This is a genomic window from Blastopirellula marina, from assembly GCF_002967765.1.
Lineage (GTDB): Bacteria > Planctomycetota > Planctomycetia > Pirellulales > Pirellulaceae > Bremerella > Bremerella marina_A.
On sequence record NZ_PUHY01000015.1, the window covers coordinates 33,078 to 59,587 of the forward strand.

The 26,510-nt window shown below is 53.8% G+C and carries 24 protein-coding genes; 10 read left to right on the plus strand and 14 right to left on the minus strand.

Annotation, left to right across the window (positions count from 1 at the left end):
- Positions 1 to 76 precede the first annotated feature (76 nt).
- Both C5Y83_RS24660 and C5Y83_RS24665 read right to left on the minus strand, forming a co-directional pair.
- Positions 77 to 1,219: a cysteine desulfurase family protein gene (locus C5Y83_RS24660; protein WP_105332476.1), complete on the minus strand. Its 1,143-nt coding sequence runs from the start codon at positions 1,217 to 1,219 to the stop codon at positions 77 to 79.
- The gene (locus C5Y83_RS24665) at positions 1,219 to 1,506 is read right to left on the minus strand and encodes a hypothetical protein (RefSeq protein ID WP_146117916.1); all 288 of its coding nucleotides are present in this window, start codon (positions 1,504 to 1,506) and stop codon (positions 1,219 to 1,221) included. Before C5Y83_RS24665 ends, C5Y83_RS24660 begins: the two co-directional genes overlap by 1 nt.
- Before the next feature lie 273 nt (positions 1,507 to 1,779).
- On the opposite strand from C5Y83_RS24665, the gene C5Y83_RS29680 reads away from it, so the two are divergent.
- Positions 1,780 to 2,781 carry a DUF1559 domain-containing protein gene (locus C5Y83_RS29680; RefSeq protein ID WP_105332478.1) on the plus strand — a complete coding sequence of 334 codons (1,002 nt, stop codon included), beginning with the start codon at positions 1,780 to 1,782 and terminating at the stop codon, positions 2,779 to 2,781.
- A 166-nt stretch (positions 2,782 to 2,947) separates the two neighbouring features.
- The gene (tadA, locus tag C5Y83_RS24675; RefSeq protein ID WP_105333040.1) at positions 2,948 to 3,391 is read left to right on the plus strand and encodes a tRNA adenosine(34) deaminase TadA; all 444 of its coding nucleotides are present in this window, start codon (positions 2,948 to 2,950) and stop codon (positions 3,389 to 3,391) included.
- Between the two features lie 20 nt (positions 3,392 to 3,411).
- Here the strand turns inward: tadA and C5Y83_RS24680 are convergent, their stop codons facing one another.
- The 3 genes from C5Y83_RS24680 to C5Y83_RS24690 form a co-directional block, all read right to left on the minus strand.
- The gene (locus C5Y83_RS24680; protein ID WP_105332479.1) at positions 3,412 to 4,899 is read right to left on the minus strand and encodes an FHA domain-containing protein; all 1,488 of its coding nucleotides are present in this window, start codon (positions 4,897 to 4,899) and stop codon (positions 3,412 to 3,414) included.
- 171 nt (positions 4,900 to 5,070) lie between these two features.
- Positions 5,071 to 6,522, minus strand: a complete 1,452-nt coding sequence (locus tag C5Y83_RS24685; RefSeq protein WP_105332480.1) for an NADH:flavin oxidoreductase — start codon at positions 6,520 to 6,522, stop codon at positions 5,071 to 5,073.
- Between the two features lie 6 nt (positions 6,523 to 6,528).
- The gene (locus C5Y83_RS24690) at positions 6,529 to 8,829 is read right to left on the minus strand and encodes an ATP-dependent helicase (protein WP_105332481.1); all 2,301 of its coding nucleotides are present in this window, start codon (positions 8,827 to 8,829) and stop codon (positions 6,529 to 6,531) included.
- 256 nt (positions 8,830 to 9,085) lie between these two features.
- On the opposite strand from C5Y83_RS24690, the gene C5Y83_RS24695 reads away from it, so the two are divergent.
- Complete coding sequence (locus C5Y83_RS24695) at positions 9,086 to 9,370, plus strand: DNA-directed RNA polymerase subunit alpha C-terminal domain-containing protein (protein ID WP_105332482.1); 285 nt, start codon at positions 9,086 to 9,088, stop codon at positions 9,368 to 9,370.
- A gap of 41 nt (positions 9,371 to 9,411) precedes the next feature.
- Here the strand turns inward: C5Y83_RS24695 and C5Y83_RS24700 are convergent, their stop codons facing one another.
- Positions 9,412 to 10,671 (minus strand): PQQ-binding-like beta-propeller repeat protein, encoded by a 1,260-nt coding sequence (locus C5Y83_RS24700; RefSeq protein WP_105332483.1) that lies wholly within the window; start codon positions 10,669 to 10,671, stop codon positions 9,412 to 9,414.
- 171 nt (positions 10,672 to 10,842) lie between these two features.
- Between C5Y83_RS24700 and C5Y83_RS24705 the strand changes: the two genes are divergently transcribed.
- From C5Y83_RS24705 to polX, 5 genes are all read left to right on the plus strand, one after another.
- Positions 10,843 to 12,156 carry a hypothetical protein gene (locus C5Y83_RS24705; RefSeq protein WP_105332484.1) on the plus strand — a complete coding sequence of 438 codons (1,314 nt, stop codon included), beginning with the start codon at positions 10,843 to 10,845 and terminating at the stop codon, positions 12,154 to 12,156.
- On the plus strand, positions 12,153 to 12,593 hold the full coding sequence (locus C5Y83_RS24710; RefSeq protein ID WP_105332485.1) for a hypothetical protein: 441 nt from the start codon (positions 12,153 to 12,155) through the stop codon (positions 12,591 to 12,593). Before C5Y83_RS24705 ends, C5Y83_RS24710 begins: the two co-directional genes overlap by 4 nt.
- Positions 12,580 to 13,197 carry a hypothetical protein gene (locus tag C5Y83_RS24715; RefSeq protein WP_105332486.1) on the plus strand — a complete coding sequence of 206 codons (618 nt, stop codon included), beginning with the start codon at positions 12,580 to 12,582 and terminating at the stop codon, positions 13,195 to 13,197. Before C5Y83_RS24710 ends, C5Y83_RS24715 begins: the two co-directional genes overlap by 14 nt.
- A gap of 233 nt (positions 13,198 to 13,430) precedes the next feature.
- The gene (locus tag C5Y83_RS24720; protein WP_105332487.1) at positions 13,431 to 14,576 is read left to right on the plus strand and encodes a hypothetical protein; all 1,146 of its coding nucleotides are present in this window, start codon (positions 13,431 to 13,433) and stop codon (positions 14,574 to 14,576) included.
- Positions 14,577 to 14,720: 144 nt separating this feature from the next.
- Positions 14,721 to 16,451, plus strand: coding sequence for a DNA polymerase/3'-5' exonuclease PolX (polX, locus tag C5Y83_RS24725; protein WP_105332488.1), 1,731 nt, complete (start codon positions 14,721 to 14,723; stop codon positions 16,449 to 16,451).
- Positions 16,452 to 16,461: 10 nt separating this feature from the next.
- Here polX and C5Y83_RS24730 read toward each other — a convergent pair whose 3' ends face one another.
- The 7 genes from C5Y83_RS24730 to C5Y83_RS24765 all read right to left on the minus strand — a co-directional run bounded on the left by C5Y83_RS24730 (position 16,462) and on the right by C5Y83_RS24765 (position 23,315).
- Complete coding sequence (locus tag C5Y83_RS24730) at positions 16,462 to 17,370, minus strand: sugar phosphate isomerase/epimerase family protein (protein ID WP_105332489.1); 909 nt, start codon at positions 17,368 to 17,370, stop codon at positions 16,462 to 16,464.
- Between the two features lie 43 nt (positions 17,371 to 17,413).
- Positions 17,414 to 18,406, minus strand: a complete 993-nt coding sequence (locus C5Y83_RS24735) for an HTTM domain-containing protein (protein ID WP_105332490.1) — start codon at positions 18,404 to 18,406, stop codon at positions 17,414 to 17,416.
- Positions 18,407 to 18,423: 17 nt separating this feature from the next.
- Positions 18,424 to 19,092: a hypothetical protein gene (locus C5Y83_RS24740; protein ID WP_105332491.1), complete on the minus strand. Its 669-nt coding sequence runs from the start codon at positions 19,090 to 19,092 to the stop codon at positions 18,424 to 18,426.
- A 269-nt stretch (positions 19,093 to 19,361) separates the two neighbouring features.
- Positions 19,362 to 19,823, minus strand: a complete 462-nt coding sequence (locus tag C5Y83_RS24750; protein ID WP_105332493.1) for a hypothetical protein — start codon at positions 19,821 to 19,823, stop codon at positions 19,362 to 19,364.
- 441 nt (positions 19,824 to 20,264) lie between these two features.
- Positions 20,265 to 20,906 (minus strand): hypothetical protein, encoded by a 642-nt coding sequence (locus C5Y83_RS24755; RefSeq protein ID WP_105332494.1) that lies wholly within the window; start codon positions 20,904 to 20,906, stop codon positions 20,265 to 20,267.
- Positions 20,907 to 21,036: 130 nt separating this feature from the next.
- A complete protein-coding gene (locus tag C5Y83_RS24760) occupies positions 21,037 to 22,536 on the minus strand; it encodes a hypothetical protein (protein ID WP_105333041.1) in 1,500 nt (499 codons plus the stop codon).
- 236 nt (positions 22,537 to 22,772) lie between these two features.
- The gene (locus C5Y83_RS24765; protein ID WP_105332495.1) at positions 22,773 to 23,315 is read right to left on the minus strand and encodes a hypothetical protein; all 543 of its coding nucleotides are present in this window, start codon (positions 23,313 to 23,315) and stop codon (positions 22,773 to 22,775) included.
- Between the two features lie 259 nt (positions 23,316 to 23,574).
- On the opposite strand from C5Y83_RS24765, the gene C5Y83_RS24770 reads away from it, so the two are divergent.
- Positions 23,575 to 24,120 carry an ATP-dependent Clp protease proteolytic subunit gene (locus C5Y83_RS24770; protein ID WP_105332496.1) on the plus strand — a complete coding sequence of 182 codons (546 nt, stop codon included), beginning with the start codon at positions 23,575 to 23,577 and terminating at the stop codon, positions 24,118 to 24,120.
- 63 nt (positions 24,121 to 24,183) lie between these two features.
- Entirely contained in the window at positions 24,184 to 25,503 is a 1,320-nt protein-coding gene (locus tag C5Y83_RS24775; RefSeq protein ID WP_146117917.1) for a hypothetical protein, read from the plus strand.
- Here C5Y83_RS24775 and C5Y83_RS24780 read toward each other — a convergent pair.
- Entirely contained in the window at positions 25,500 to 26,474 is a 975-nt protein-coding gene (locus tag C5Y83_RS24780; protein WP_105332498.1) for a cytochrome c, read from the minus strand. The two genes, C5Y83_RS24775 and C5Y83_RS24780, sit on opposite strands and share 4 nt — an antisense overlap.
- Between the last annotated feature and the right edge of the window lie 36 nt (positions 26,475 to 26,510).

Below are 26,510 nucleotides of genomic sequence, written 5' to 3' on the forward strand. Positions count from 1 at the left end.
CAAAGAGTGATTTCGCGAGTAAGCGATAAAAGGAACGGCAACGCCTTCATCAGGAGTTCATGATGAAGATTGCGGATTAGTGCTTCAAAGATTCCCAAGCATGAATCAGCAACTCGGCAGCTCGATTCACTTCTTCTTCCGAGGTGTACCAGCCAACGCTGAGGCGGATGGTTCCTTGTCGGTCCTGGGTTGGGACGTTCATCGCAGCGAGAACGGGCGAACAGTTCTTTCCCGCCACCGTATCGCTGGCGGACGTCGCGGCACATAGCTCGGGTACGCGTCGCAGCATCTCTTGTCCGGAAACACCAGGAAAGTTGATGCAGAGTGTGTTCGGCAAACGTTCTGCTTTTGCTCCGTGGACGACGACTCGATCCGGGATCGCATGGGTCAGCTTCTGCGTCAGCAACTTCGTCAGGCCTGTCAGTTTCTCATCGGCAGCATCAATGCTGCGTCCGACCAAATTGGCCGCTTTGCCCATGCCAACCCAAGCCATGACATTCTCAGCCCCGGCACGCAAAGAATGTTCAGCCCCTCCGCCATGAATGATTGGCTGAATAGGCGTTCCTTCTCGAAGATACAGTGCCGCTCCCCCTTTGGGGCCATAAAACTTATGAGCCGAGATACTGAGCAGATCGACACCCAACTGTCGTGGATTTACATGAATTTTGCCGGCGGCTTGGCAAGCATCAGTGTGGAATAGAATCTCGCGTTCGCGGCAGAGATTTGAAAGCTGCCGAAGGGGCTGGAGTACGCCTGTCTCGTCGTTGGCCAACATGATTGAAACCAGCTTTGTCGTCGGGCGAATCGCATCGAGCAGGGCATCCGGATGAACAATTCCGTAGCGATCCACCGGGACAACGGTCACGTCGCAGCCCATCTTCTGGCAATAGCTTGCCGAGCCAACCACCGCTGGATGCTCGATCGCCGAGATCACCATGTGGCAAGGGGTTCGCTGTGCGAGATGCTCCGCCATGGCCCCCTTGATCCCTAGATTGCAGCTCTCGGTGCCGGTGGCGCAAAAGATGACTTCGTCGGAAGTGACATTTAACAAATGTGCGACCTGACCGCGTGCGTCCTCCAAAGCTTCGTCAATCGCTCGGCTGGCGGCGTACATACCGTCAGGACATGCGAAAAACTCCGCCATAAACGGGAGCATGGCCTCCTGAACGCTAGGTGCGATAGGAGTTGTCGCGTTGTAATCGAGGAAGATTGACTTCATCAGACCTTTGGAAGCGATCCTTTAAAGCCGAATTCTGTGTAGGCTTTGGGAAGGACAATCGCCGTTATCTTGATATAGCTGATCGAGCGAAATGGGATAATCGCCTGGCGGGCACCAATTGCATCCGGCGTTTGTCGCTGAACAACCATCAGGTTGTCGTCGTAAACAAAGCCCACAAAAGGAATTGACTCATTTAGCTCGGTCATAATAACCCCTTTTTGGGGCATATCCTTGGGCCATCGCTCAAGGAGGTCGAGCCAGAGGTTCTTCTCAGTGCTGTCTGTCATCGTTTATGAACTTGGAATGAGGAATGCCAGGGGGTGGGTATCAGCATCTCCAAAATTCGGCGTGAGACCGACTAGCAGTCCAACAAAGTTCCCTTAGCCTGCGAATCCCAATCCCTTGTCGAAACAGGCAAAACCGTTACGAATAGAGGGGTTGCGGCCTGGGCTGGAATACAAAACGCTCGACAATTACCGCGAAATCGGTGATAATCAACACTGGCCATGCACCGCAAAAAGCTTTTCTTGAGACTTCTCCGCAATTAAGGATTTCTGGATATGACTAACCGCCGTCTTGGCTTCACGCTGGTGGAATTGCTGGTTGTGATCGCCATTATTGGAATCTTGGCCGGCCTACTTTTGCCAGCCGTACAAATGGCGAGAGAGTCCGCCCGACGCACGCAGTGTACGAACAATCTGAAGCAGATTGGTTTGGCGGTGACGAGCAAAGCGACCAATCATCCCCGTAACGAGATGCCAGCTCATATGTCTTGGAGTAAGAATCCAAGCCTCAGTCACGCGTCGTTCGTTCCTTACGGGGTTGTCGGCTGGGTTGTGCCCATGCTTGCCGAAATCGAACGCGGTGACCTGAACGACTTGTACAAAGATGGTGCGGGTACTCCCTACAATCCTGCCGTGCTGGATGGGGTTAAGATCAACGTCTTGATTTGCCCAAGCGATCCGCTTGATCCGACGGAAGTAAACCCGGTTAGTTACAATCCTAACGGTGGTTTCCTCAACGGCGACGCCGGTGGTTCTCCACTCGATCTCGCCGCGAATGGTGCTTGGAGCGACGCTTCTAATCTGACTGGTCAAAATGAGCTCGCCGTAAACTTCGGTAAGTTCAAGGATGGGACGAGCAACACGATTCTGATGACTGAACGTGTTCGCGAACCCTCGTTCGCACCAGGTGCTACGGTTACAAAGTGGAATGTTGTCGAACCGATCGACGGTACTCATCTGGACGAAATCCAGTCGGCAATGTTGTGGAACGACACGTTCGTCTCGACAGCTCCGCTTTCTGCCGGTGGTTTGAACACACTGGTCGGTGGCGTTTACTTGCCATCCAGCTACCATGGCAACTCGATCGTGGTTGCATTCGTGGATGGTTCTGTAAAGCAAATCGACACTTCGATCGCCCAAAACGTTTACGGTCGTTTGCTTACCAGCAGCGGACTCAAGGCTCGTCTGCGTGGTGGTTCGACGCCTTACTTCGCCAATGGCAATACCACGAATGGCGGATGGCAAGCTGCGATCCTGAGTGCCGACGATATTCCTTAAGCGTGAGAGCCAGGGTCGCCTTCGGCTCAGTTTTCGGTACATTCAAAGACATCCTTCTCGCAACTGGGAAGGATGTCTTTTTCTTTTTGCCTGTGGGAAAATCGAATTAGTGAACGAGTCTGAATTATTCGAGCAATTTGAACTCCCTGATTTGCACCAATTGTACATGCAGATGGCGCTGCAGCAGGCCGAGCAAGCCGCCCGCGAGGATGAAGTCCCGGTTGGTGCCGTGATTGTGCGGGAAGGGAGTGTCATCGCGGCCGCTTACAATCAACGCGAAATGCTCCGTGATCCGACTGCCCACGCCGAGATGATCGCGATCACCCAGGCCGCCGAGGCAGTGGGCGGATGGCGACTGGAAAACTGCATGCTGTACGTGACGCTTGAACCGTGTCCGATGTGTGCTGGGGCAATTCTTCAGGCTCGGATTCCGGTCGTCGTCTATGGTGCCCTCGATCCCAAGGCAGGAGCTGTTGATTCGCTGTATCACATGCTAAATGACAATCGCCTGAACCATCGATGTCAGGTTGTACCCGGAATTCTGCAGGAACGCTGCGGTCAGATCCTGACCGACTTCTTTAAGCAAAGAAGGGCCGAAGGTAAGAAATAGCCGTCCGTCAACAAACGAAACTACTCGGCTTGAAATTCATCCTGGTCGAGTAGGGGCGATGGACGCGACGGCAAATAGCCGAGGCGATTCAACTCAGAGATAAAGTCGCTTGTGCAGAGCATTCGCCAACGGCGGGCATCCGGGTGCTGGATGAAAACCGCTTCGATGTGAGGTAACTGTTGGGCAACTTGGTCTGGCGATTCGCAAAGCCAACGGACCCAATCACCGACATGGCCAAACCCGGATCGAGAGTGACCGTTCTGAATGTATTGGGAAACGATTGGGGCAAGATGAGCTAACGCTTCTTCGTGACCGACGCTCGGAAACAGAAATGCCAAGGCATCTTTACCCCATTCCACACGCAATGGTTCCACGACCCTCTCGATGTCTGCCAATCGCAGAACTTTGACGGCATCTGGATCGCACGGATAGGTGGTTTGAGCGGCCTGTTCCCATTCTTGGGAAGCAATTTCTGTCCCATCCACCAAGACGCCGATATCACGATGCCGTGCTAATCGACGCAACAGTTCGACGGGCATCGGTTCAATACCAATTGCGTCCACTAGATGATACTCTGGACCGACTTCCTTCGCGTAAAACGTGGCAAACTTGCGGCGTACCAGATCCTCAAACGCCCAGGTTCGCAGCGGTGCATCTGGAGCGTCTTGTCCCCCTTCGATGGTGACTCGAAACTCGGTCTTGCCGGCGCAAAACTTGTCTCCAGAATAGATCGTCGCGTAAGGGATGCTCACGTCGTTTAAGCGGACCCCATTTTGGCTCTGAAGATCACGTAGACGGCAACGCGTTTCCTCGCAATCGAGCGCGAAATGCACGCCTGAGATGGAGGCATCACCCACGATGGTGACATCTGCCATCTGGTTTCGACCAACAATCACGGTTTGACCTGGGTTGAGCCAAATCTGTCGGGCTCCCGAAGCGTCGTCGAATGCAACGCTCAGACGTCCAACCTTCGAACTCGAAACCGATTCTAAGTCACTGGAAGAGCCCGTCTTGTCAATGCTGGATGAGATTGCATTTGCCAAGTCGGTAAACTCTTGCGGGAGTTCATTCGTCGATTCCATATTGGCGGGATCAACAGGAATTGCGGTTGGGCCATATCCTGGCTTCACACCAACTTTCTGGCCATCTTTTTCTCGTAGACGTTGAACCTCGGGATACATCAGCGGATCAATCACCGTCGTGTGAATTTCCCCTTCGAATCGAACGACGAATTCGGAGTTGCCTGCACGAATCGTATCACGATCGTATAGCTCGACTAAGTTGACTCGAATCCCGTTAACGAACGTTCCGTTCGTGCTGTTCAAGTCACGGAGCCGGCAGCGATTCTTGTCGCAGAGAATTGCAAAATGAAGACCTGACATCGCGTGATCATGGGCGATCGTCAGGTCGGCATTGGCTTGTCGGCCTACACGAAACATTGAGCCCTGTTCCGCCGAGATAATCTCGCCCTTGGCAGGCCCTTCTTGAACGGTCAAAAGCGCACGCATCGCTTGTACGAAGTTCCTGTAAATCGAGTCAGTGTCAGGAGGAGAGTCTCCTGCTGCCCTGAGTATACAGCCCCCAAAAAAGAAGGGCACCTCCCGATCAAGATTCGAGGTTATTTTTTCATGCGCGTCAGGCGTTCTCGCGAAACATTGGTTCTGTTTTCGCGTGTCGGTCTAGGGAGTTGCCGCCTTCGCTTCTTTAAGCTGTTGTGCTTCGGGTAGCACTTTATAGAAGGGATCAAGCGGATAGCAACCTGAGATAAGCCCTTTTCGCGGACCAGAAGTGCAATCGCTGAAGGTCCGGCAAATCTTCTTCCGCGGCATTGCTCCTTCTTCCAGCGTAGCCTGCGGAAGTTCGGGCAATGAAAGTACCATGCGTCCTAATCCGACACTATCGACCCAGCCTTCGCGAACGACCGCTTGGGCAACATGCGGAACATACTCTTGGAGATAAGTATATCCAGTGCCGATCATCGCCATGTTGGGGACAGCCTTCTTGCAGTCTCGGACCGCTTCGATTTGACGGACCACACCGACCAAGGGATCTTCTGGCGGTGGATAGCCATCGGTTGGAGGGAAGATGGCAGGACGCTGGATATGCGGGTTGTAATAGGGGCTTCCCGCTGAAAGATTTACGGCGAACACCCCTGCCGCTTCCAGCAGACGCAGCAATTGAATCGGCTCACTTAAATCCATTCGCTCGGGATTATCTTGATCGACGCCGAAACCGAACTCATAAGGAAGCATCCCTTGGTAATCGATCGGTTCCCCTGCTTCCAGGCCAGCGTGAAAGGGAATCAAATCGAAGATGCTCAGCCGCACGCCGATCAACAGGCCGGGACATTCCTGCTTCACGCGTCGAATGATCGTTGTCAGCAGGCGGGTACGCCCCTCGAAATCACCGCCATACTTACCTGGGCGATGGCGAGCACTAAGGAACTCGTGCAGAAGATAGCCGTGACAACACTTGATGTCGACAAAGTGAAATCCGAGTTGCTGGGCAATCTTGGACGAGGTGACATACTTCTCGATCAACTCATCCAACTGTTCGTCAGTCCAAACCGCCGAGTCGTCGTCCGGATCGATTCCAACACGTGCATCCAGTACCGGATGGTGATAGGCAATTCTTGGCTCAGCGACATGCTTCTGATTCGGTCGGCAATAACGCCCTGAGTGCGTCAGCTGTAATCCGACCATCAAGTCGGAAGGATCGCTGATCTCGGCACGATGCGTGTTGATCAGCGCATCGAACAGCTTTTCTAGTCCAAAGCGATTGGCTTCGGTACCGAGTGTTTGATTGGGATTTGCCCGACCATCTTCTTGGACGGCGGCTGCTTCGCCTCCCCAGATCCACTTGGCGCCGCTGCGACCGAAATTCTCCCAGCGGCGAATCGTGTACTCGCTAGGTGATCCATCGGGATTCGCATCCCATCCTTCCATGGGATGAATGCACCAGCGGTTGCCCATCGTAAAGCCACCAGCGGTCAGCGGCTCAGCCATTGGCGAACCTTGCTCGCGCGTGAGAATCGAATCGTCACACGGAAGTTCAAGACCAAGTTCCGCGAGTCGCTCTCGAAACGTGTCGACGGTTTTCAGCTGGGCAACTTTGATGTAGCGACTACTCATGAGTTTCTAACTAGTGGCAGCAGGACGAAGTTCGGAAAAGGCGAGCACAAACTTCTTGGTCTCTTGCTCGCCGGTCAGGAATTTGACCGTCGCCGTTCGTTTCGCGCCTTCACCACTCATTGCGATGATCTTGCCCAATCCGTAAGTCGGATGGAGCACGGCCATTGATTGATGAAAACGGTCCGGATCAGACTTGGGACGCGAGGATTGTGGCCCTTTCACCATATCTGCGGCGGTCATCAGCATTTTAGTGTAAGACGACCCACTCTCGCTTGGCGACTCACCCGAAAAATCGCCCGATTCGCCAATTTGGCTGAAATCATCCTCGGGGATCTCGTGGACGTCGTCCCAGTCTTGCCCAGGTGAAACGACGGGCTGATTAAGCTGGGCTTGAAAGTCCATCTCTTCGCGGGGGAGTTCAAACAGAAAGTTGCTCGGCACGGTCATTTGCCGTCGGCCGCGGAAATCTCGCTGATTGGCCGTGCTGATCTCAAGTTCTTCCTGAGCTCGCGTAATTCCGACGAAAAGCAGTCGCCGTTCTTCTTCCAACTGGGCTTCCGAATCCTTGGATCGCTCGTGCGGCAAGAGCCCCTGTTCAACGGCAACGATAAAGACCCACGGAAACTCCAGCCCTTTGGCGGCATGCAAGGTCATTAACGTGACACGATCGAGCTCGGTGTCGAACTCGTCCGTTTCGTTGACCAAGGCCTTGTCTTCCAGGTACTGTTCCAGCGTGCCATCTTCCGGATGTTGGAAGTCGAACTCACGAGCCGAAGAGAGAAGCTCTTCGATGTTTTCCAAGCGGGATTGATCCTCTTCGTCGTCGGAGTCTTCGTATTGGGCCCTGTAACCACTTTCATTGAGGATGGCCCCCAGGATCTCTTCCACTGGCTCATTGATCTTCAGTGAGATTCGATCGAACAGGGCAACAAATTTGGCGACGGCGACTGCTGCTCGCTTACTCAGCGATTCGATCATGCCAGCTTCCCGGGCGGCATCCATCATCGAGATACCGTTATCCAGCGCATGAACTTGCAGCTTCAACAGTGTCGACTTGCCAATGCCGCGGGTCGGTGTGTTGACGATTCGCGAGAACGCCACATCATCACGTGGGTTGTTCATCAACATGGCATACGCCAAGACATCCTTGATCTCTTTGCGGTGATAAAACTCGACACCGCTGACGATCATGTAAGGAAGTCCTTGCTGACGCAACGCCTCTTCGTAAGCTCGAGACAGGGCATTCACTCGATAGAAGATGGCGAAATCACGCGGTCGCCGCTTTCCTTGAGCAACTTGAGCAGCAATCCGCAAGGCAATCGCCTGGGCTTCTTCATGGCTCGTAACGTAGGTCAGCATGCGAACTGGCTGGCCGGCTGGCAGTTCGGTGAACAGCGACTTCTTCTTTCGCCGTTTGTTGTGACCAATCAAATGATCTGCCACTGCCAAGATGTTGGGCGTGCTACGGAAGTTTTGTTCCAGCCGCACAACGTTGACTTGCTTGAAGTCTTTCTCGAAGTCGAGAATGTTGTTCAAGTTGGCCCCACGCCAGCCGTAGATCGATTGATCAGGATCTCCTGTCACACCTAAGTTGGGGAACTGCTGGGAAAGAGATCGAACCAACAAGTATTGGACGAGGTTCGTGTCTTGGTATTCGTCGACCAGGATGTAACGAAAACGTTCGTCGAGGGCGGCACGCAGTTCCTCGTTTTCCTGCAGCATCTGGGCGACCAGCATCAGCATGTCGTCAAAGTCGACCGCGTTCGCCGCGCGAAGTTGTCGTTGATACTCTGGGTAGACGTCCTGCACGATCGAGCTGATTGCACTTGCCGAGTTGGCTTCGTAGCGATCGGGCAGGATCATGTTGTTCTTTGCCCAGCTAATCGCGCGGGCAACTTTCTCGGGCGTTGCATGTGACGTCGAGATTTCTTCAGTCTGCAACGCTCGCTTCAAAATTTGCAACGAGTCGGACGTATCGTAGATCGTGTAATTCGATTCGAGTCCGACTAGATTGGAGTAGTTTCTTAGCAGCCGCGCACAGAAACGGTGGAACGTGCTAATCCAAACAGTGCTCTGCGGAGCCAACCGTTCGACGCGGGAACGCATCTCTTCCGCGGCCTTGTTGGTGAACGTTAACGCCACGATTTGCGAGGAGTAGACGCCACTGCGAAGCATGTTGGCGATGCGGTGTGTCACGACACGGGTCTTACCACTTCCTGGTCCCGCGAGAACTAATAACGGGCCATCGACATGAGCAACAGCTTGCTGCTGAGCTTGCGTGAGGCCATCGAGCAAAGGATCGGTCATCCATCAACCTGTGGAGGAGAACGCTAGCAGCATTCGTGAAAGCATTGCTAGCACCATTGTAGGTAGTTTCCGTAAATTTTTCCGAAACTGGTATTCAATTCTAAAGAAATGAGTATAGTTATTCCCACTGCAACGCGAGACCCTCACTGACCCGTTTCCTACTCGTAAGATTTGAGGTGACGACCGTTGCAAAACAAGGTGGCTCTAGGGATGGGCCACGTCACAATTTTTTTATCTTGCGACAGGGAGGGAACCCATGCCACGAATTCCTCTGAATTCAGCTGACCAACAACATGATGATCTGTTGGCTAAGTTGGAAATGAGTACTGCGGAAATCGGTTTGACCGTTCGCACTACCAATTGCCTTGAGGAAAAGGGCATCTTCACCGTTCGCGATTTGTTGAATTGCACACCAGCCGATTTGTTGAGCATCTCCAACTTCGGCGAAAAGACCCTCGACGAGGTCTACGCGGCGCTGGAAGGCGTCGGGTTCTATCGTCACACCCGCCAACTTGCCCGTGCAACGGCTGCCGCCGTTTAGCATGTTGGCAGGCCCCGGGTTCCCTCGATCAGGTCGATCGGCTACTTGGCGCCAACCTGATAACAGCGAACCGGTCCACCGCGCTGGCCGGTCTCGCGGACAAGCAGCATACCACCGCTCAGGGCGGGCAAGGCCCGCACGATGTCTTTGCCCGCCTGGAAGCGGCTGATCTCTTCAAACTTCTTCGGATCTGGTTTGAACAAGATTGCGACTCCATCGTGAGTGACCGCGATCAGTTTCCCATCGGCGTAAATCAGGTGGGATGTCCCCGGTCCCACCTCAGACCACATCACTTTGCCGGTCGCCAGTTCGACACAGCGAAGTTCGGCCCGCCCTAAATCTTCTCGGCCGTGAATCCCGTACAGGTAATCGCCGACAATCACCGGTGTGTTGTATTGGCTGGATAGTGTGTCATCGTTTTCCCAAATCGGCTTGAATTGTGTTTTCTCCAATTCAACAAGCTTGGCTCCAACCCCGTAGCTGGCGGTGACGAACAGTTTGTTGCCGGACACAAGTGGTGTCGCCGCATTCACGGTGGGCCCTCGTTGACCAAAAGGAAAACCATAGAGGATTCGTCCAGTGAAAGGATCGAGCAAGATCGTCTGGAACCGCGTAACAAACACAGCATACGGGCGGTCGGCAATCTTAGCCATTGTGGGTGATGCATAGCTGGCGGCATCGTTGCCCGCCCGCCAGGCGAACTCGCCGTCTTTCAAGGTCACCGCTACGACGGCAGCATTGTCTCGTCCGCCAACGTTCGTCAGGACAAGCTTGTCGTAAACAATGGGCGTGCTGCCGAATCCAAAATAGCCGTCCTGAGCGCCAAACTGCCGAGCCAAGTCGACTTCCCACCGCAGCTTGCCCGTTTCTTTGTTGATGCTGCGCAACTGGCCTGCCGCACCGAAGACGATCACGGAGTCATCGGTGACGACCGGGGTACAGCGAGGGCCGTCGTCCGGATTGACCGAAGCTCGATAGGAAGCAGCCATGTCGCATGTCCACTTGCGTTCACCAGTTTTGAGGTCGACGGCATCAAGCAATTCAGAGCTTGATTGGCGATGGAAAAGGTAAACCACGCCATCTTCCACGGCCGGACCCGCATATCCAGAACCAAGGTCACGCCGCCAAACCTGCTTCGGGCCATCTTCTGGCCACTTATCCATCAGCTTTTCGTTTTCCGCATGTCCGTTACGATTGGGGCCAAGGATTTGAGGCCAGTCGCCAGCCTGGGTGGTGTGGACCCATGTGACGGTAACCAGTAACGCGGCCAACGGTTTCCAAAAGAATCGGCGGTGAATCATGAGAGAATCCTGACGTGTATCGGTGCCGCAGGGGGGCGAATCAAGTTATATTTAGCATGGTATCGCGCAGACTAGGTTCGATCCAATGACTAGGCATCGGGCGGTTTGAGGTTGGGAGGACTCCCTCCACGCGGCGACACGAGAAGATTTCGGCCGAAGAATAGACCATTTATGCCACGCTGGTTTCGCATTTGGGAGAAAAAACGGGGTTCGCGCCGTACGGTTTCGCGTGTCGTAGCCACGGTTGGCGAGACCTTCTTTTTCTCTGCGCTCTTCTTTTTTGGCGTGATTTTCACGGCGATGGCGGGGGCTTCCACTTGGTTGGAAACCTGGCCGATTCGCTCGATGTTCCCGGAAGTCGCCTATGTGAAAGGGGAGGGGATCATTCAAGAGATCCGCGTGGTGGAGGTGGGATCGGATGACTATCCCCGCTTCAAACCAGAAGCATTGGTTTTGATTGAACTTCCTGAAAGGAACTATCTGCGCTGGACGCTTCGTCGCAATGAGATCACGTTCGCTACCGAAGAAGAGGCTTGGCAGCGATTGGATGGCTATAAACCAGGTTGGATTTATCCTGCTTGGCACGATCCCGATCGTCCTGCCCAAAGCATCGTTTTGGAACGCACACCTGCTTACGGACTGTGGGTGATCTTTCTAGTGCTGATCTCCTTTATTGTGATTGGCGGAATCGGGCTGATTTATACCTTGCTGCTCATGGGGACGTCGGTCGAACGTCGAGCGGCCATGGCGAAGAAAGCAAAAACGCTAGAGCTTCTTCGCGAATCGATGCCTGCGGCCACCTTTCCCTCGATTCCCAACGACGCCAATCTGACGAACAGTCCTGGCGTGCGATTGGCGTTTCGGCTGCCGATTGAAGTTTCGCCCGGTTGGTGGCTGTTGGCAACGTTGATCTTCAGCCTCCTATGGAGCGGTATGGCGGCGGTGTTCTTTATTGCTGCATTGGGCAAGCATTTGGCTGGCAACCCAGATTGGCTCCTATCGATCGTAGCGTTGCCGACCACTGCGATAGCCCTGGCTGCGATCTATCAGTTTTTGCGCGAAGTAACTAACCAGACGCGTGTGGGACCGACAGGTTTGGAAATCTCGAACCATCCCTTGTATCCTGGGAAGGAGTACCGAGTTTTCGTAACTCAGGCCGGGAAGATGAAAGTCAAGCAGCTGCGTATCACACTGATCTGCGAAGAGGCGGCGACGTTTCTGCAGGGTACTGATGTCCGGAGTGAGACGAAGCGGGTTTTTGAAGAGGAAGTCGCGGTCGCCCGAGGCTTTGAGATCAAGCCTGGTATGCCGTTCGAGGCGGACTATCAATTGAAGGTTCCTGAAGGATCGATGCACAGCTTCAAATCGGATCACAATGCGATTCACTGGAAGCTGGTGGTGCAGATCAATGCGGATCACTCGACGCGACTGAGCCGAAGCTTTCCTATCGTCGTCTACCCGGCGGAGGTAGAATTGGTGCGATGAATCTTCCGCCCAAAATCCAAATTACACTCGATCGACCTAGTCGGGCTTACCTGCCCGACGAGGAGTTGATTGCCAGCTTCGAGATCAGCGGTATCTCGCCTTCCGAAGTTCAGGCCATCGAAGCGTCGGTGTTGTGGTACACCGAAGGGACCGGCGAAGAAGATCTGGCGATGCACGATTTCCGCCGCCTGCTTCCCATTGATCGCAACGATGCTGACCTGACGAGGCGTCGTCGGTTCCAAACCCGTCTGCCACGTAGTCCGCTTTCGTACCAAGGACTGATCGTCAAGATCCGTTGGGCGATTCGCGTCCGCGTGTTCATGCAGCAAGGTAAGGAATACATGGAGGAGGTTCCATTCCGATTAGGTGAACTGGAACCCGTTGTGCCGATGGCGGCCAAGTCGTCTGCTAGGAAGCGGGCCGATGATGCAGCGTAACCCGTTTTCAACCTGCTTCACACGCCCAGGAAGTATCTCTTTTCGATTTACGGAAGGCAACTCGGTCGAGTCGCTCTGTCATCAATTGGCCAAGCCGAGGGCCCAAGGAGCGATCGTTGGCCCGCATGGCAGCGGCAAGTCGACGCTTCTCGAGATGTTGTCGTCTAGCTGGTCATCAGTTGGCTTAATCGAGCAACGTGTCCGGCTGACAGCATCTCGCAAACGAGAAAATATTCCCTGGGAGATGCTGGGCGATGGTAGCTTGCTGGTCATTGATGGCTTTGAACAGCTATCGTGGGGCCAGCAGCGCTGGGTTCGATTCTATTGTTGGCGAATGGGTTTGCGATTGCTGGTGACCTGCCACGTGAATTGTGGCGTCCCGGTCTTGCTGCGAACGGAAGCCAGTTGGCCGTTGGCGTTGGAATTAGCAAGTCAGCTTCTTGCCTGCGATGCAACAAGTTACGAAAACGAGCTACACGCGATTTGGCTGGAAGATCCTGGCAACATCCGCGACTTCTTTTTCCGGTTGTATCATTGGTGCGAGTCGCATGGGTTGTATCGATTGGAACATGCCGACTCTCCCTGGCAATCGTTATCTGTCTGACAAACATTCGCTAGTCAGTAAACCTTTCGCAGCAGAGATTCTTTTGCCAATGCGTACTCGTGCCCTTGGGGAGGGGCAAAGTTGGGGAAATCAGTATGATTTTTCCTGTTCTGGCTCAAGGCTGTGATCTATCCTTCACCGTCCAGTATTACACGCGCGGCACAGGAAGCCCGTTTTTGATAGTTCGATGGATCGACGACTGATGCGTTTTCAACCGGAAGGATCATTCCCGGATGACTGCTTCGCCGATCAAAACCGTATTCACCCTGCTTGTTTGCAGCTTGATGGTGCTCAACAATCCTGGCGCTGCCCAGGCTTGTTGGCTGACCGACTGGCTGTGGGGTAACAACACCGAAGCGTATCCCGTTCAACCGCCGGTGATTACGACTAATTATCCGGTTTACCCAACCACGGTTGGCTACGCGCCGGCGCAAGGAGCCTGCCAACCTTCGGTGGTGGGATCTTACCCTGGCACGACCGTTGGCTACACACCGATGAATTACGAATCGCAGTACCAGCAAGTGCCGGTTACTGTCTATCGCCCAACGACCGTCTATCAACCAACAACGGGCGGTGTTCCGGCGGTTGGATACCAGGGATGCACAACGTCGCGTTACCAAGTGCAACGTATTCCTGCTTGCGGATATGCCCCAACTGCTCAGTCAAGCTGTGGTTGCTCCTCCGCTGGCTATAACGTGCCGTCCGCCACGATGCCTGGAACGACCATTCAGCAAGGTCAGCCGAGCGAATGGGTTCCACGTGATCAGGTTCCTGCAGGCGGTTATCAACAGCAAGCTCCCGTTCAAGTTCCAGCTCCACCATCCTCGGTTCCTCCGGCAGGAAGCACCTATGGCGGTGGATCGAGTTACACACAACCTCCGACACAGCAGTCGTTGGGGCCACAACCAGGTTCGCGTTATGGGACCGAACAGCCGATGTCGCCAGCCGACACTCAGCCGGCGTTGCGTCCAGGATACGAAGAGCAAGGCGTGCAGTTGAACGGCTCGATGAGTGCTCCCCGAGTTAGTCCAAGTCCAAGTGCCCCGATCTCGCGATACGTGCCACCTTCGGTGACCAGCCAACGTCCGGCAGCCACGACCGTGACTCCATCGTCTTCGTCGAATTCGACTCCGGTTACGAATCCATGGCAGGGCGCTCCCGTGAACCCGATTCCTGATCCGCAGTTCTCGAATACGGAATCGAGCCGCGAAGCACCACGTTTGCTTGATCCCCGTGACAAGACCGCGGGCCTCGATTCGAGTAGCTTGATCGTGCCGGTTGGCTACCAAATGGAAACTCAGCCACCGCAGCGAACCTATCGCCCGCCAACCGCTTCAATTCAAACCGACGCCAACGGCTGGTATTCGCCGGGCAAATAGCCCAAACACCAACCGCCATGATCCAAACAATCAGGGGACCGAATACGGTCCCTTTTTTTATGCGCGACAAGGGGAGTTGATGGAAGCGATTTCTAGCGGCTACGCTTAAAGGCGTCACCCTTTGTCAAGGAAGTTACTATCGCTATGAACAATGCTCAAATCGCCGCTAAGTTTGAACTGTTGGCGGATCTATTGGAATTTCAAGGAGCGAACTCATTTCGCGTGCGAGCTTATCGCAACGCCGCGCGAACGATCGAAGGGTTGTCGCAGCAAATTAGCGATATCTTGGACGATGAAAGTCAGAAACTGACCGACCTGGACGGAATCGGTAAAGACTTGGCGGAGAAGTGCCAGGTGTTGGTCGAGAAGGGGGAACTGCCGCAACTGGATGAGTTGCAGAAGAAGATTCCGCAATCGGTTCTCGCGATGCTACGAATCCCCGGACTTGGTCCGAAGAAGGCAGCGGTTATCTACAAAGAGTTGAAGATCGCCACGCTGGAAGAATTGAAGCAAGCGTGTCTCGATGAACGTGTGCGCGAACTCAAAGGATTCGGTGCAAAAACCGAGCAGACTATCCTCAACGGAATTGATCTTGCTGCTACCGCAGAGCAGCGAACCTACTGGGCCACGGCCGACAAGTTGGTTCAGCGACTGCGAGAACACCTGAAAGATGTGAAAGGTGTCGAGAAGTTGGAGTTCGCCGGAAGCTATCGTCGCGGCAAAGAAACGGTCGGCGATATCGATATCCTCGTAACGGCCAAGTCGCCAACCGCCGCAATGGATCGCTTGGGCGAGTTCTCCGAACTAAATGAAGTTATCGCTCGTGGGGACACGAAAATGTCGATCCGTTTGGAAAACAATATGCAGGTCGACCTTCGCGTTGTGCCAGCGAAGAGTTACGGCGCAGCGCTGCAGTACTTCACGGGATCCAAGGAGCACAACGTCAAAGTTCGCGGCATCGCCAAGCAGCATGGCTTAAAGATCAACGAATATGGTGTCTTCCGGATGGAAGACGGTGGAACCGAAACCTACGTTGCCGGTAAGACGGAAGAAGACGTCTACAAAGCGTTAGACTTGCCATGGTTTCCGCCAGAACTCCGTGAGAACCGTGATGTGATAAAACTCGCCGAGAGCGGCTTGCCAGAGTTGATTACCGTCGAGGATATTGTGGGGGATATGCACATGCATACCGACGCGACCGACGGGAAAAACACCTTAGAAGAAATGGTCGAAGCAGCGATCGCCCGAGGTTATCAGTACGTGGCGATTACCGATCACTCGAAGCGGGTCAGCATGGCGAACGGCCTGGATGCCGATCGACTGCTCGAACAGTGGAAAGCAATCGATAAGCTGAACAAGAAGCTCGATGGGCAGATCTTGATTCTGAAAGGACTGGAATGCGACATCCTCGAAAAGGGAGGCATGGATTTGCCGGATCAGGTGTTGGAACAAGGGGACTGGATCATTGCCAGCGTTCACTACGGTCAGAACCAACCTAAGCAGCAAATCACCGACCGAATTGTAGGTGCTCTGGAGAACCCTAATATCTGCATCGTTGCGCACCCGACCGGCAGGCTGATCAATCGCCGCGAAGCTTATGAAGTCGATCTTGAAACAGTCTTTCAGTGCGCTAAAGAGAATAAGAAGTTCGTCGAGCTGAATGCCAATCCGATGCGGCTCGATCTAAACGAGATTCAGTGCAACGCGGCTAAAGAGCGGGGTATCCCGATCGGCATTAATAGCGATGCCCATAACATCGAGGGATTCAACGTGATGAAGTATGGCATCAAGCAGGCACGTCGCGGCGGACTGACCAAGGCCGACGTTGTTAATACGCGGCCTTGGAAGGATATTCAGAAGATGTTGGGAAGATAGCCAACATCACCTAAGCCATGGCTTCGCGAAGCTGTTCGACGAATTTGGGGCATTCTTCGCGTGGATCGCCTGCTTCTTCGTACTCGAGAACAACGAAGCCACGGTAATTGGCTTCTTTCAGGATGTTAAACACCCGCTTGAAGTCGGTCGGGACTTTTTTCTTGTCCGGCCCAGAGACCACGACCTTTATCTGAGCATTGATGGCGTAGGGAGCGACCTGAGCCAATTCGCCATAGATGTCGTCGCTATGGAAGTTTCCTGAGTCGAGGTTCACGCCGAACCACTCGCTATCCACGTCGTGAACAATCTTCAGTAGACCTTCCGCCGTAGCTGTTGGTCCGCCGTGATTTTCCAAGGCGAGAAAGACACCATGCTGGCCAGCGTATTGGCATACTTCATTCAGACCTTCGACCATCAATCGATGCGTTTCTTCCACGCTCGATCCTTTCTTCTGATGGCCTGCAAAGACGCGAATAACGGGAGCATTCAGCTTCGCGGCATGCTCGATCCAAGCTTTGGTTAAGGCGATTTGTTGATCGCGAGCTTCCCCAGGCGGATGGCCGAAATCGTTACCGATTGCGGTTCCTGAAACGCTAAGCCCTTGGCGGAACGCATGCGCTTTGAGGCCATAAAGGTATTCCGCCGTGGGATCGGCTGGAAAGTAGTACGATGTTAATTCCGTGCCGTCTAATTGCATCTTGGCACAGTCGTCGATGAACGTTTCAAGCGTGACGCCTGACTTAGAATCTTTTAGTAAATTGCGGTAGCTGTAAGCGGCCAGGCTGAGTTTGAATTTGGGGGCCGTGCGATGGGTGATCGGCTCGGAAGCGACTGCTGACCCGGTAAGGAGACTTCCGGCCGCCAGACCTGACGTGGCGGCTAGCCAAGATCGACGATTGAGATGCGCATTGGTTGGCATGGAGGAATCTCCGAGAAAGTGAGAGTGTGGATAGTGGGTGGGGCTAAACGCCAACTCCGGCTGGCTGAGTGGCTTTATCGGATTCGCGATCGACGTCGGAAGCTACTTCGGAATCCGATTTCAGCACTTCCAGCGGCGCGAACGCCAGGCTCAAGCCAATCATCAGGATAGCAAATACCCAGTGCCCGGTAACTAATCCCAGTGCAAGCCAATGGAAGGCAGCCAGAATGGACAAGAGCGGACGCAGAATGCGGACCCAAATCAAGAGTCCGAAGACGAGCTCGAATAGAACGATCCAATGCGTCCAGGCAAACACGATGGTCGACATGCCGTTGTTACGAAGGAAAGTTAAGTCAATCAGCCGACTATCGGGTTGAGCAATCAACCACCACATCGCTTCGCCGTTCCACCAGACCGGGTTGCCGAGCTTGGCGGTGCCCATCATCAAGTAGAACATCGACACATGGATTTGTACCAAACGCACCGCCAAATGCGCCATGAACGAATCAGGCACTTCGGCTACGGACTTGCGATCACGAAGCCACGCGTCGACCGAGAAGTACGCCCCACATGGTGCCAGGCATAAATACAGCATCACTGGGCAGAGCAGGGGCTCGACCAATCCCGTCAGCATTGGTGCGCGTTCGGCATAGGAAAGAACGAAGACGGTTGCGACAACCGCGGCGATGCGCGTTTGAAAACCGACCGTAAAAAGGAGAATCGAAATCAGTCCAATCGTGTGAAGCACGTAAAGGGACAGCTGTGAGTTGGCAAAGTAAAAGACAGACCAATACAGAACTTGATTCGCAGGATCATCAGCACCGGTCAGACGCATGGTTCGTCCATACGGCAGGACGCCACCATCGGAGAACCAAATCGCCAATTCCGAAGTGAACGAAAACGCATAGATCAGGGCGACAACGCCAGCGACGATGCGCAGCATGCTGACCGTTCGTGGACTGTCCTTCTGAAACCAGAAATTGTTCCAGCCGCCGCCGATCGATTCCGAAAGTCGATTGAAGTAGGTGCCAAGCACGCTTGCGATTCCTGTGGTTACTGAACGGGGGCGACATGCTCGGTCGCCATCTCTTTGATGTGCTCGATTGCGCCGAGTTCATCTACCCACACTTGAGCGCGATAGATGACATCTTCGTACGAAGCGTCGCGCGGATCATCGGAAAACTGTTGTCCTTCGATGTGCAGATCCATTGGCTGCGGACGCCGACGAATGCATTGGATCGCAACTTTTCGTTGCCCGGTGAGGCGGATGAAATATTGCCCGATCCCTTTGGTGATTTCGGCGGGAATTGTGTCGTCACTTACTTCCGCTTGAACGGCAACGATCTTGGCCAGACGCTGGTAGCGATACGGATCGCTGAGGCCCGATCCCAGCATCGGACCCGGGACTTGGTAGGTCTTGGTTTCTCCCTCTGGCGTTGTTGCTTCGATGCGGAAGAAGTGCTCGTAGTCAGACGATTGACCTGTATAGAGGGCATATGGAGATGACCGTACGCCGAGATTCAGGGGCTCGGTGAAGAGCTCAAAGAACCTCAGTAGCTTCTCTTGGACAGGCGACGAGTGGCGGCCACCCAGTGAACTGGAGACAACGACCCACATGCCGAATAAGTAGATGAACAAAACCAGCGAGACAATCCCACGCGAGGTAGGACTAAGGACAGCGTCGGTCGAGGGGCCGGGGCGTGTGTCTTTTTTGGACGACATCCGAGAGCAATTCCAGGTGGGAGATGATTGAGGCTGAACGTTCGATTGTAATTCGCCGAGGTCTTGGATCGAATGTTTTCTCGCTTGGCGATTGCGATTTCGACTTTAGGTTCGCAAAATAAAAAAGACCCGGCATTCCGAAAGAGGAAAACCGGGTCTTTTGCGATTCCGCTGAAAGGGGCGGGCAACAGGGCGAATCCCGCCGCAGCTTCCAGGCAAACTCCTCATGCGACCGCAGGCCGGGCCAGCATCGAGAAGCTGTACGGAAATTAGGCTTCAGCCGGAGGAGCCGGAGGAGTGGCTTCTTCCGAAGGGGAAGCTTCTGGTGCAGCTGCTTCAGGAGCGGCACAGGTTGGTTCCGGAGCAGCACAGGTTGGCTCAGGAGCACAGCAAGTTGGTTCCGGAGCGCAGCAGGTCGGCTCTGGAGCACAGCAAGTTGGTTCAGGAGCACAGCAGCTACGGCGAGCCTTCAAGCGAGCGAACAGGCCACCGCAATGCTTCTTCCGGCCACAGCAGGAAGGTTCTGGAGCACAGCAGGTTGGCTCTGGAGCACAACAAGCAGGTTCTGGAGCACAGCAGGAAGCCTTGCGAGCGAACAGGCCGCCACAGTGCTTACCACCAAAACAACCATGGCAACCGAAACCGGCGTCAGCTTGACGTTCGCCGCCGATCAGGGCCATACCAACGACCGCGAAAAAGATCGCGATACCGAGAGTGAAAACACGATTCATTTGAGAATCCTCCAAACTTCACTATCTGAAGTGCAAGGGAGTAAAACACGAAGACGCCGTCCGACGTGATCCCCCGACCACGACGGCACAACGTCGGAGGACTTTTCCAGTGCCTTGTTAGGATCACCGGGAATCCCGCGAATTACCTCAGCTTACCCTGTTGTAAAACTGTAGTGATTACGCGGAATTTATGCGTTGCATAGCATAGGCCGTAAAATTACCAGTCTTCCAAGCTAAGTCAAGCAGTGAGGCGGGTATTTAGAGTGTTTAGAGAAGATTTTCCGTTTTCAGGATTTCTTGCTACGCACCGATCTCTTGACGTCAAAAGCGATTCGGTTATCCGCCGAGAAGAGGTCAGAACCACAAAAAAAGCCCACCATTTATGCGGTTCGTCGCACCGATGGTGGGCTTTGCGTGCTTTTTAGTGCCGTTATGGTAAGATTAGCGGCTGAGCGGTGAAGAATGCGAGGCGGGCATCACTTGAGCGCTTCCTGCCGACGCGGAACCCCGCCGGGTCAGTTCAAGCTCGGCTCGTTGCTGCTGAGCCAGCATGTCCAGCGGGTCTTCAAAATTCATTACCAGGGGAGTTTCTCCGGAAAATAATTCCGTCGCCATGCCGGCAACCGCCCAACCAAGGGGCTCTTTCCGCAAGATCCAGACGATTTCGTACGTTTGGCGACGCCCAGCATCGTCGACGTCGGTCCAATTCGATTCAACGTGAGCGATATCACGGGTATCGGTGGTGTAGATGGTCTGACCAACCACGAACTGGGCCGTACGGCTACCAGGTGGATGAACGACCATGTCGTGCTTCGCCGTTTCTGTGCGAGCTTTGTTGGTCAACAGGCGACTGGTCGTGGTTTCGTCCCCTTCGCGAAGCGAGGTAAGGAACAACTCGACAACGGTCTTAGGGTTCTGGGCTGCCTGTTGGACGTGGTCGCCGATCTTTTCAACGACGATGGTTTCTTCGTCGGGTTGCCCCGGCGAGTCGTTGTTGGCGGTGGATGTTGGATCGTTCGACTGATTGCATCCGAAGAAAACGATCGCGATCAGCAATAGCCAAGCGTGCTTGCTTCCCTGCATGACGCACTATTCCTTAGTCAAAATTAAACGCCGGAATGGCAACGTTTTGCCCCGGCTGAATTCCAATAGCTCGGGGCAACTCTCGCAAAACGGCCAGATATTGTCAACATCGATTTTGAGAGACGTGTTCTTAGCCAGCACCAAGGCCGCGATCGAACGCGTCTTGCTCGCGCAAATAGACGGCCAACGTCGACTCAAACGTTTGGCTGCTGATTTTGTAACTTGGGTCCTGATCGGTGTAGTTGTTGCAGTGGGCAACGAGCAGACGATACAGGAACTTGAAGAGGTGCCGCGGCACACGTAGTGATCGAAATGCGTCGAACAGACGCTGCTTGCTGATCCCTTCGTCGAACAAGTCTTGGACCGAGGGAGCCTCGCCGTTGGAGACCGCTTGGATGCGGGCACTGGCCACGTCGTAAAGGGCCTCGCTAGTCCATTGCAGCGAAGGAATCATGTTTTGTTTATCGAGGCGAGCACGCTGATAGAATTCTTTATTCTCACGTTCGACGAATTGCTGTAACTCGATCGGAAGCAGCAGTTTGACGCCAATTCCAGACTGTTTCAGGAACTTATTGTCCAGCATCGGCCACAAGAGCAGACGCATCAATTCGGGAGAACCGTTGATCAGGTGCGGTTCGTCAACGCGATCGACGATCACGATGATCCCAGTAATGCCCATCGAGCGAAGGATACCGGAGAACTTATTCAACATCGCGTAACGATCATCGGTACGTGGATGCATCGGCAGCGGCTGTGAAGAGAGATCCGTGATGGTGAAGTCCATCAGCGTCTTCGCCAGTGGAATTCGCTCGTGGTTCCCTACCTTCACGTTCTTGTAGATCCGATGGGCTTTCCACAAGGCTCGCGCCGCTTTCACCACCCACGGCGTCCAGCCGGCAATAAATGCCAGAAGATAAAGCCACCACGGTCCGATTAGTGATCCGCGACTGGCCAAAAGCGAGATAATCACCGCAACCAACGCGACCGAAACGCCGACACCGATCGTAAATGCACCATAAGGAGCGAACGACCAAACTCCGAGCTTCTTTCGCAAGTTAGCCCAGCGCGACTTGAAGGTTTCTGTCGTTGATTCGTCGTAACAAGCGGCTAGTAGCAGCAAGTCGCGTGCTTGGTTGGCATCCAGCTTGGAAAGGTTGGCATCGGTGATGTCGCAACCAGGGGTGGCCATGCTGTTACGCGTGCCAAGGATGCGGTCGATCAAACTGGTCACACCAATCATCAAAATGGAATCCATGTGATCCCATAGCATCCAGCGTTTCAGGGTGCGGTCTGGGCGACGGGCACGCCCCATTTGATGTTCGCGGAATCGATCGAGGTATGGATTGAAATCGTCATACTCGATCACATAGACCTGTTGGGTCGGATTTTGCTGATTGAAGCGGGCGATGTGCTCGATGATTTGCAATCGCATCGCCGTTTTACCGGCCCCTTTTTCACCAAATACGATTGACGTAGAGGGCTCTTGAGGGTCGCCGAAAACCTTTTGCCAGGCAGGGTGATAGGTCGTGTCGATGCAGCCACTTTTGAAGACGGTATCGGTCTGGGCATCCTCCACGGCGAAGGGGTTCGATTGGATGCCATAGTGCTCGAGAAACTGATGAATCTTCATAGGTGCTTGCGTCGGGGAAGAATCGTCAAAATCGGAATTATCGGCGACGTCCCGATAATCGATCGAGTTTCCGCCGTCCACGCTTCTTTAATATAGCCCTGGGGTTAGGACAGGACGATCAGGGTAATCATTTCCATTGCCAAGAAGCAAACTGGTCAATTACCGCGCAGCAAAAAGGGAGGCGAAATCAGGGAATCGCCTCCCTTGTTTTGCATTTACTGGTAGCTTGTTGGTGGTTACTTCACCTTCAGGCTGTTCACCATCTTGGTGAACTTTTCCTTGTTTTCATTGATTGTGTCGGACGGTCCGTAGAACTTCAGGAAGTAGTCGCCCAGCTTATCGGTGGTGATGATGGCACCTAAAACGGTGTAATCTTTCTTGATCTCGGCAGGAGCGAATGGACCACGTTGATCTTTGAAATCGCCTTTTAATTCCACGATGTGGACCTTCATGCCGGCTACTTTCTCTTCCTTAACGTCATCGGCGGTCAACTTGGTGAATTGACCTTTCCAGCGAGCAACGTTCGCATCGACGCCACCGCCGGCGCCCATCAAAGTGGCTCGACCTGCTGTAGCACCTTCTTCTTTGGCCGGAGCCGAGAATTCGTGATCAATGATGCGAACCTTCGGCTGCACGGTCTTCCAGCCTTCGGGCACGGTCATCTCGAAGTGGCCTTCGCCAAACGAAATGGTTGTTGGTTCCTTCTCTTCAGCAGCGAAGACAGAAAACGAGGTCAAAAGAACCAAGCCAAGACAGAGCGGCGCGAATTGTTTCAACATAGAAAGCTCCTGCTTTATGGGCGAAATGAGGTAGGTCGTTCTGCTTCATGATACCCCAAAAAACGGGCAATTCACCCATACTGGACCGGCTCGGGTACCAACTTGTGAGAAATCGCGCAAATCAAATTGGCCAGGAGGGTTAAGCTGGGAAGGTTATCGGATGTTGTAGATCCCTTACTGGGGTTGGTGAATGGGGTATCATGAAACCGAAGTGGACCGACTCAACGGCATCTTTTTTGAGAATAACGCGAGAACATCTATGACGAAGAAATCGTCACCGGCGAAATCGTCCTCAGGCGAGCAAGACGAGGAATCGCCGTTAGAGATTGTTATTTCGGGCGAATTTGGTGAGTCGTGCACCGAGATCTACGAGAAGCTGTTGGAAGTGCCACCGGAAGGGGAGTGTACGCTTTATTTCGATTCACCTGGCGGAAGTTCCTACGCAGCGATCGGCTTGGTAAGTCTGATTCGGCTCCGCAAGATTCAGGCAACCGGAATCGTGATCGGGGAATGTTCTTCTGCGGCAATCTGGCCGTTTGCTGCGTGTAAGAAGCGATACGTTACCCCCTGGAGCGTGATGCTGTTTCATCCCATGCGATGGCAAAGCGACGAAAACATTCCCGTTACCGAGGCGGCCGAATGGGTTCGGCACTACCATCATTTGAACTCCGAAATGGATTCAATGTTGGCGAGCCTTTTTCAAACCCAGTCAGAAATCATCGCTCAGTGGACGCATCCTGGCCGATTTGTGACCGGTGCCGAACTAGCCGCGACTGGTCTGGCCGAGTTAATCGAGCTTTTCTGATCGGCGGTTAACGTATTACGATACGACCATACCTATCGGACTACCTACCTGGACGTAATGCCCATGGCCCGTGTTGTCTTTCTGTTAAACATTGTCTGTTTGTTGCTGGCGATTGCGGGCTGCGAAGAGAAGTCGGTTTCTGATCCCTACGGATTGAACGTTACGCCGGCTGACTTCGGTGAGTTGAAACTCTCTGAAACGGTCAACGATCCGAGAATCAAAAACGAACTCGATCGATTGAAAGCGAACGGCGGACTTCCAAAGCAACTCGCCGCTGAATATCGACAGCGAACCGATGATGTTTCCACCGCTTTGACGGCACGCTTCTTCGACGGGACCGATCCCGACTACATTGATGAACAACTCGCTAAGAGCGGACATTGGTGGAATCCAAAAGCCCCTGGGCGAGAGCTACTGATCAACACGCAAGGTGAAGATTATCTGCGGAAGTGGGACGCCCAGCGTGTCGAAGGTCGAAAATCGTTGATCCAGCCAGATGTTCGCTATCCGTACCACATCGAACAGGGTTATCTCGCCGATCCGACTTGGACGGGAATGATGCATTGCCTGGCTCGAGCCGAATTGCTTGAGGCAGCCCGACAGGCGAAAGACAACAACGTAGACGAAGCGGTAACGGCTGTTGCTTATGCGATTGCCTACGGCGATCAATTGAATCAAGTTCCGCTGTTGGCAGCACGGAACACAGCCGCGGAGATCCGAGAGGAATCTTTCGTCACGCTTCGAGCGTTGCTTTTGCATCCCAAGTTTGAAAAGGGAAACCTGCGGACATTGGAAACGGTGCTTGAGCAATCGTTGCGTGCTTGGCCGGATGACACAGAGCTTTGGAGGGCAGATCGCGCTTGCGGGCTGCACTTTTTAGAAATGATTCGCGCCGGTCATCTTGCTTCCCTGTTAACCCGCGAAGAGTACGATGCGATGATGGCGAGTGGTGAATTAGCGAAGCTCTCCGTGCAGATTGCCAAAGGCCTGGCAACGGATCAGGCATTCTACCTGGAATCGATGAAGAAGATCGTCGATGCTGGAAAAGAGCCGTACTACGCGCGAGTCGAAATGCTGAATTCCATTTCCGACGCGTTGAATCAAGCGCGGAACTCGGGTGGCTACCCGATTGTTTCTGGTGACTTCCTGCTTAGTGGGATGCACGCCCAACAGGCAGATTTAGCGAAAGATAAGCTTCGGTTGACCACTTGGCTTACCGCAATTCAGATCGCCAATGGGCACGCACCAGAAAAGATGCCGCTCAGCGAGTTCTCAGGCAAGCCGATCGAGGTTCGCGAAGAACCGACACAAGTGGTGGCCAGTTTTGCCGGCGCCCCTGGCGAGATCCCTGACCTTGTCGTTCCTAAACTTACCGAGAATTAACGGTAGCTTTCGTGACAGGCACTGCAGGCCTGACCGACATCACCGGCCGCTTTACGGGCCGCGTCCGCGTTATTATCTTTTACCGCTTGCACGACGGCGAGAGCCGCATCTTGCATTTGCTGGCAGTAACCCACATAGTCTTCGTCGTCGTAGTATTCGAAGCCTTCCTTCTGCATTGCATGACCGATTGCTGCGATGATTTCAGCCTCGTGAAGAATGTCTTCGATGTTGGATTGAAATTCACTTTCGTTTGCGGTCATCTTTTTTACGCGCTGATCGAAAGCGATTTCCAGACGCTGCATAAGAGGCGGACGATCGGCGATCGCGTCCCAGGTCGCCTGCGGATCGGCCTCGGGACCATCTGGCACCGGAATTGATGTGCCGCGGACTAATTCCTCCAGATCACGCGAACGGCTCTTGGCTTCCTTGAAGGAATTGTCCGTTCCGACTTTCGAATTAAAACCCGCTCGTGCGAACAGGTCGCGAGCTACCAAGGCGTCTTCTTTCCAGCGGACATCGCCGTTGTACTTTGAGATAATCGCGAACAGCATAGCCAGCTCGGTGTAATCACGACGAGCATCTTCGAAGCCACCGCCATTAAACTTGCGAACATTCTGGACGGTGTCCAGCAACTGCGAATTTAATCGCTTCACTTCGTCTTGAATTGTCGTTGGGGAGATGATTTTGGCCCATTCAGACGAACCACCGGCATTATTCGGGGCAGGTGTTCCTCCACCACCCATGGAACCAGGGCTTCCACCGGTAGGGGCTTGGGTATTTTCGCTGAGTGCTGCCGGGCGTTCGCCTTGTAAGGCTTCCGCAAACACGTCTTTAAAGAAAATGATACTGGTGGTCGCTTCGTCGAAGGTGCGATGTTTGGCGCGTGGCTGAGCATCTTGGGCTCGTGCGGCGGAACTGGCCATGCAAATACCAAGAATACTAAAAGCGATTACCAGACCCATTTGTCGCATTGATGTTGTCTCCTGACGTGAACGGTTCACAATTAG

What these genes read in the sequence shown, in the direction of transcription:
- C5Y83_RS24695 (WP_105332482.1), top strand. Translation starts at nt 9,086, where the DNA reads ATGCCACGAATTCCTCTGAATTCAGCTGACCAACAACATGATGATCTG.
- C5Y83_RS24685 (WP_105332480.1), bottom strand. Translation starts at nt 6,522, where the DNA reads ATGAGTAGTCGCTACATCAAAGTTGCCCAGCTGAAAACCGTCGACACG.
- C5Y83_RS24775 (WP_146117917.1), top strand. Translation starts at nt 24,184, where the DNA reads ATGGCCCGTGTTGTCTTTCTGTTAAACATTGTCTGTTTGTTGCTGGCG.
- C5Y83_RS24710 (WP_105332485.1), top strand. Translation starts at nt 12,153, where the DNA reads ATGAATCTTCCGCCCAAAATCCAAATTACACTCGATCGACCTAGTCGG.
- C5Y83_RS24690 (WP_105332481.1), bottom strand. Translation starts at nt 8,829, where the DNA reads ATGACCGATCCTTTGCTCGATGGCCTCACGCAAGCTCAGCAGCAAGCT.
- C5Y83_RS24720 (WP_105332487.1), top strand. Translation starts at nt 13,431, where the DNA reads ATGACTGCTTCGCCGATCAAAACCGTATTCACCCTGCTTGTTTGCAGC.
- C5Y83_RS24740 (WP_105332491.1), bottom strand. Translation starts at nt 19,092, where the DNA reads ATGTCGTCCAAAAAAGACACACGCCCCGGCCCCTCGACCGACGCTGTC.
- C5Y83_RS24760 (WP_105333041.1), bottom strand. Translation starts at nt 22,536, where the DNA reads ATGAAGATTCATCAGTTTCTCGAGCACTATGGCATCCAATCGAACCCC.
- polX (WP_105332488.1), top strand. Translation starts at nt 14,721, where the DNA reads ATGAACAATGCTCAAATCGCCGCTAAGTTTGAACTGTTGGCGGATCTA.
- C5Y83_RS29680 (WP_105332478.1), top strand. Translation starts at nt 1,780, where the DNA reads ATGACTAACCGCCGTCTTGGCTTCACGCTGGTGGAATTGCTGGTTGTG.
- C5Y83_RS24765 (WP_105332495.1), bottom strand. Translation starts at nt 23,315, where the DNA reads ATGTTGAAACAATTCGCGCCGCTCTGTCTTGGCTTGGTTCTTTTGACC.
- C5Y83_RS24730 (WP_105332489.1), bottom strand. Translation starts at nt 17,370, where the DNA reads ATGCCAACCAATGCGCATCTCAATCGTCGATCTTGGCTAGCCGCCACG.
- C5Y83_RS24665 (WP_146117916.1), bottom strand. Translation starts at nt 1,506, where the DNA reads ATGACAGACAGCACTGAGAAGAACCTCTGGCTCGACCTCCTTGAGCGA.
- C5Y83_RS24700 (WP_105332483.1), bottom strand. Translation starts at nt 10,671, where the DNA reads ATGATTCACCGCCGATTCTTTTGGAAACCGTTGGCCGCGTTACTGGTT.
- C5Y83_RS24770 (WP_105332496.1), top strand. Translation starts at nt 23,575, where the DNA reads ATGACGAAGAAATCGTCACCGGCGAAATCGTCCTCAGGCGAGCAAGAC.
- C5Y83_RS24750 (WP_105332493.1), bottom strand. Translation starts at nt 19,823, where the DNA reads ATGAATCGTGTTTTCACTCTCGGTATCGCGATCTTTTTCGCGGTCGTT.
- C5Y83_RS24680 (WP_105332479.1), bottom strand. Translation starts at nt 4,899, where the DNA reads ATGCGTGCGCTTTTGACCGTTCAAGAAGGGCCTGCCAAGGGCGAGATT.
- C5Y83_RS24755 (WP_105332494.1), bottom strand. Translation starts at nt 20,906, where the DNA reads ATGCAGGGAAGCAAGCACGCTTGGCTATTGCTGATCGCGATCGTTTTC.
- C5Y83_RS24715 (WP_105332486.1), top strand. Translation starts at nt 12,580, where the DNA reads ATGATGCAGCGTAACCCGTTTTCAACCTGCTTCACACGCCCAGGAAGT.
- C5Y83_RS24660 (WP_105332476.1), bottom strand. Translation starts at nt 1,219, where the DNA reads ATGAAGTCAATCTTCCTCGATTACAACGCGACAACTCCTATCGCACCT.
- C5Y83_RS24780 (WP_105332498.1), bottom strand. Translation starts at nt 26,474, where the DNA reads ATGCGACAAATGGGTCTGGTAATCGCTTTTAGTATTCTTGGTATTTGC.
- tadA (WP_105333040.1), top strand. Translation starts at nt 2,948, where the DNA reads ATGCAGATGGCGCTGCAGCAGGCCGAGCAAGCCGCCCGCGAGGATGAA.
- C5Y83_RS24705 (WP_105332484.1), top strand. Translation starts at nt 10,843, where the DNA reads ATGCCACGCTGGTTTCGCATTTGGGAGAAAAAACGGGGTTCGCGCCGT.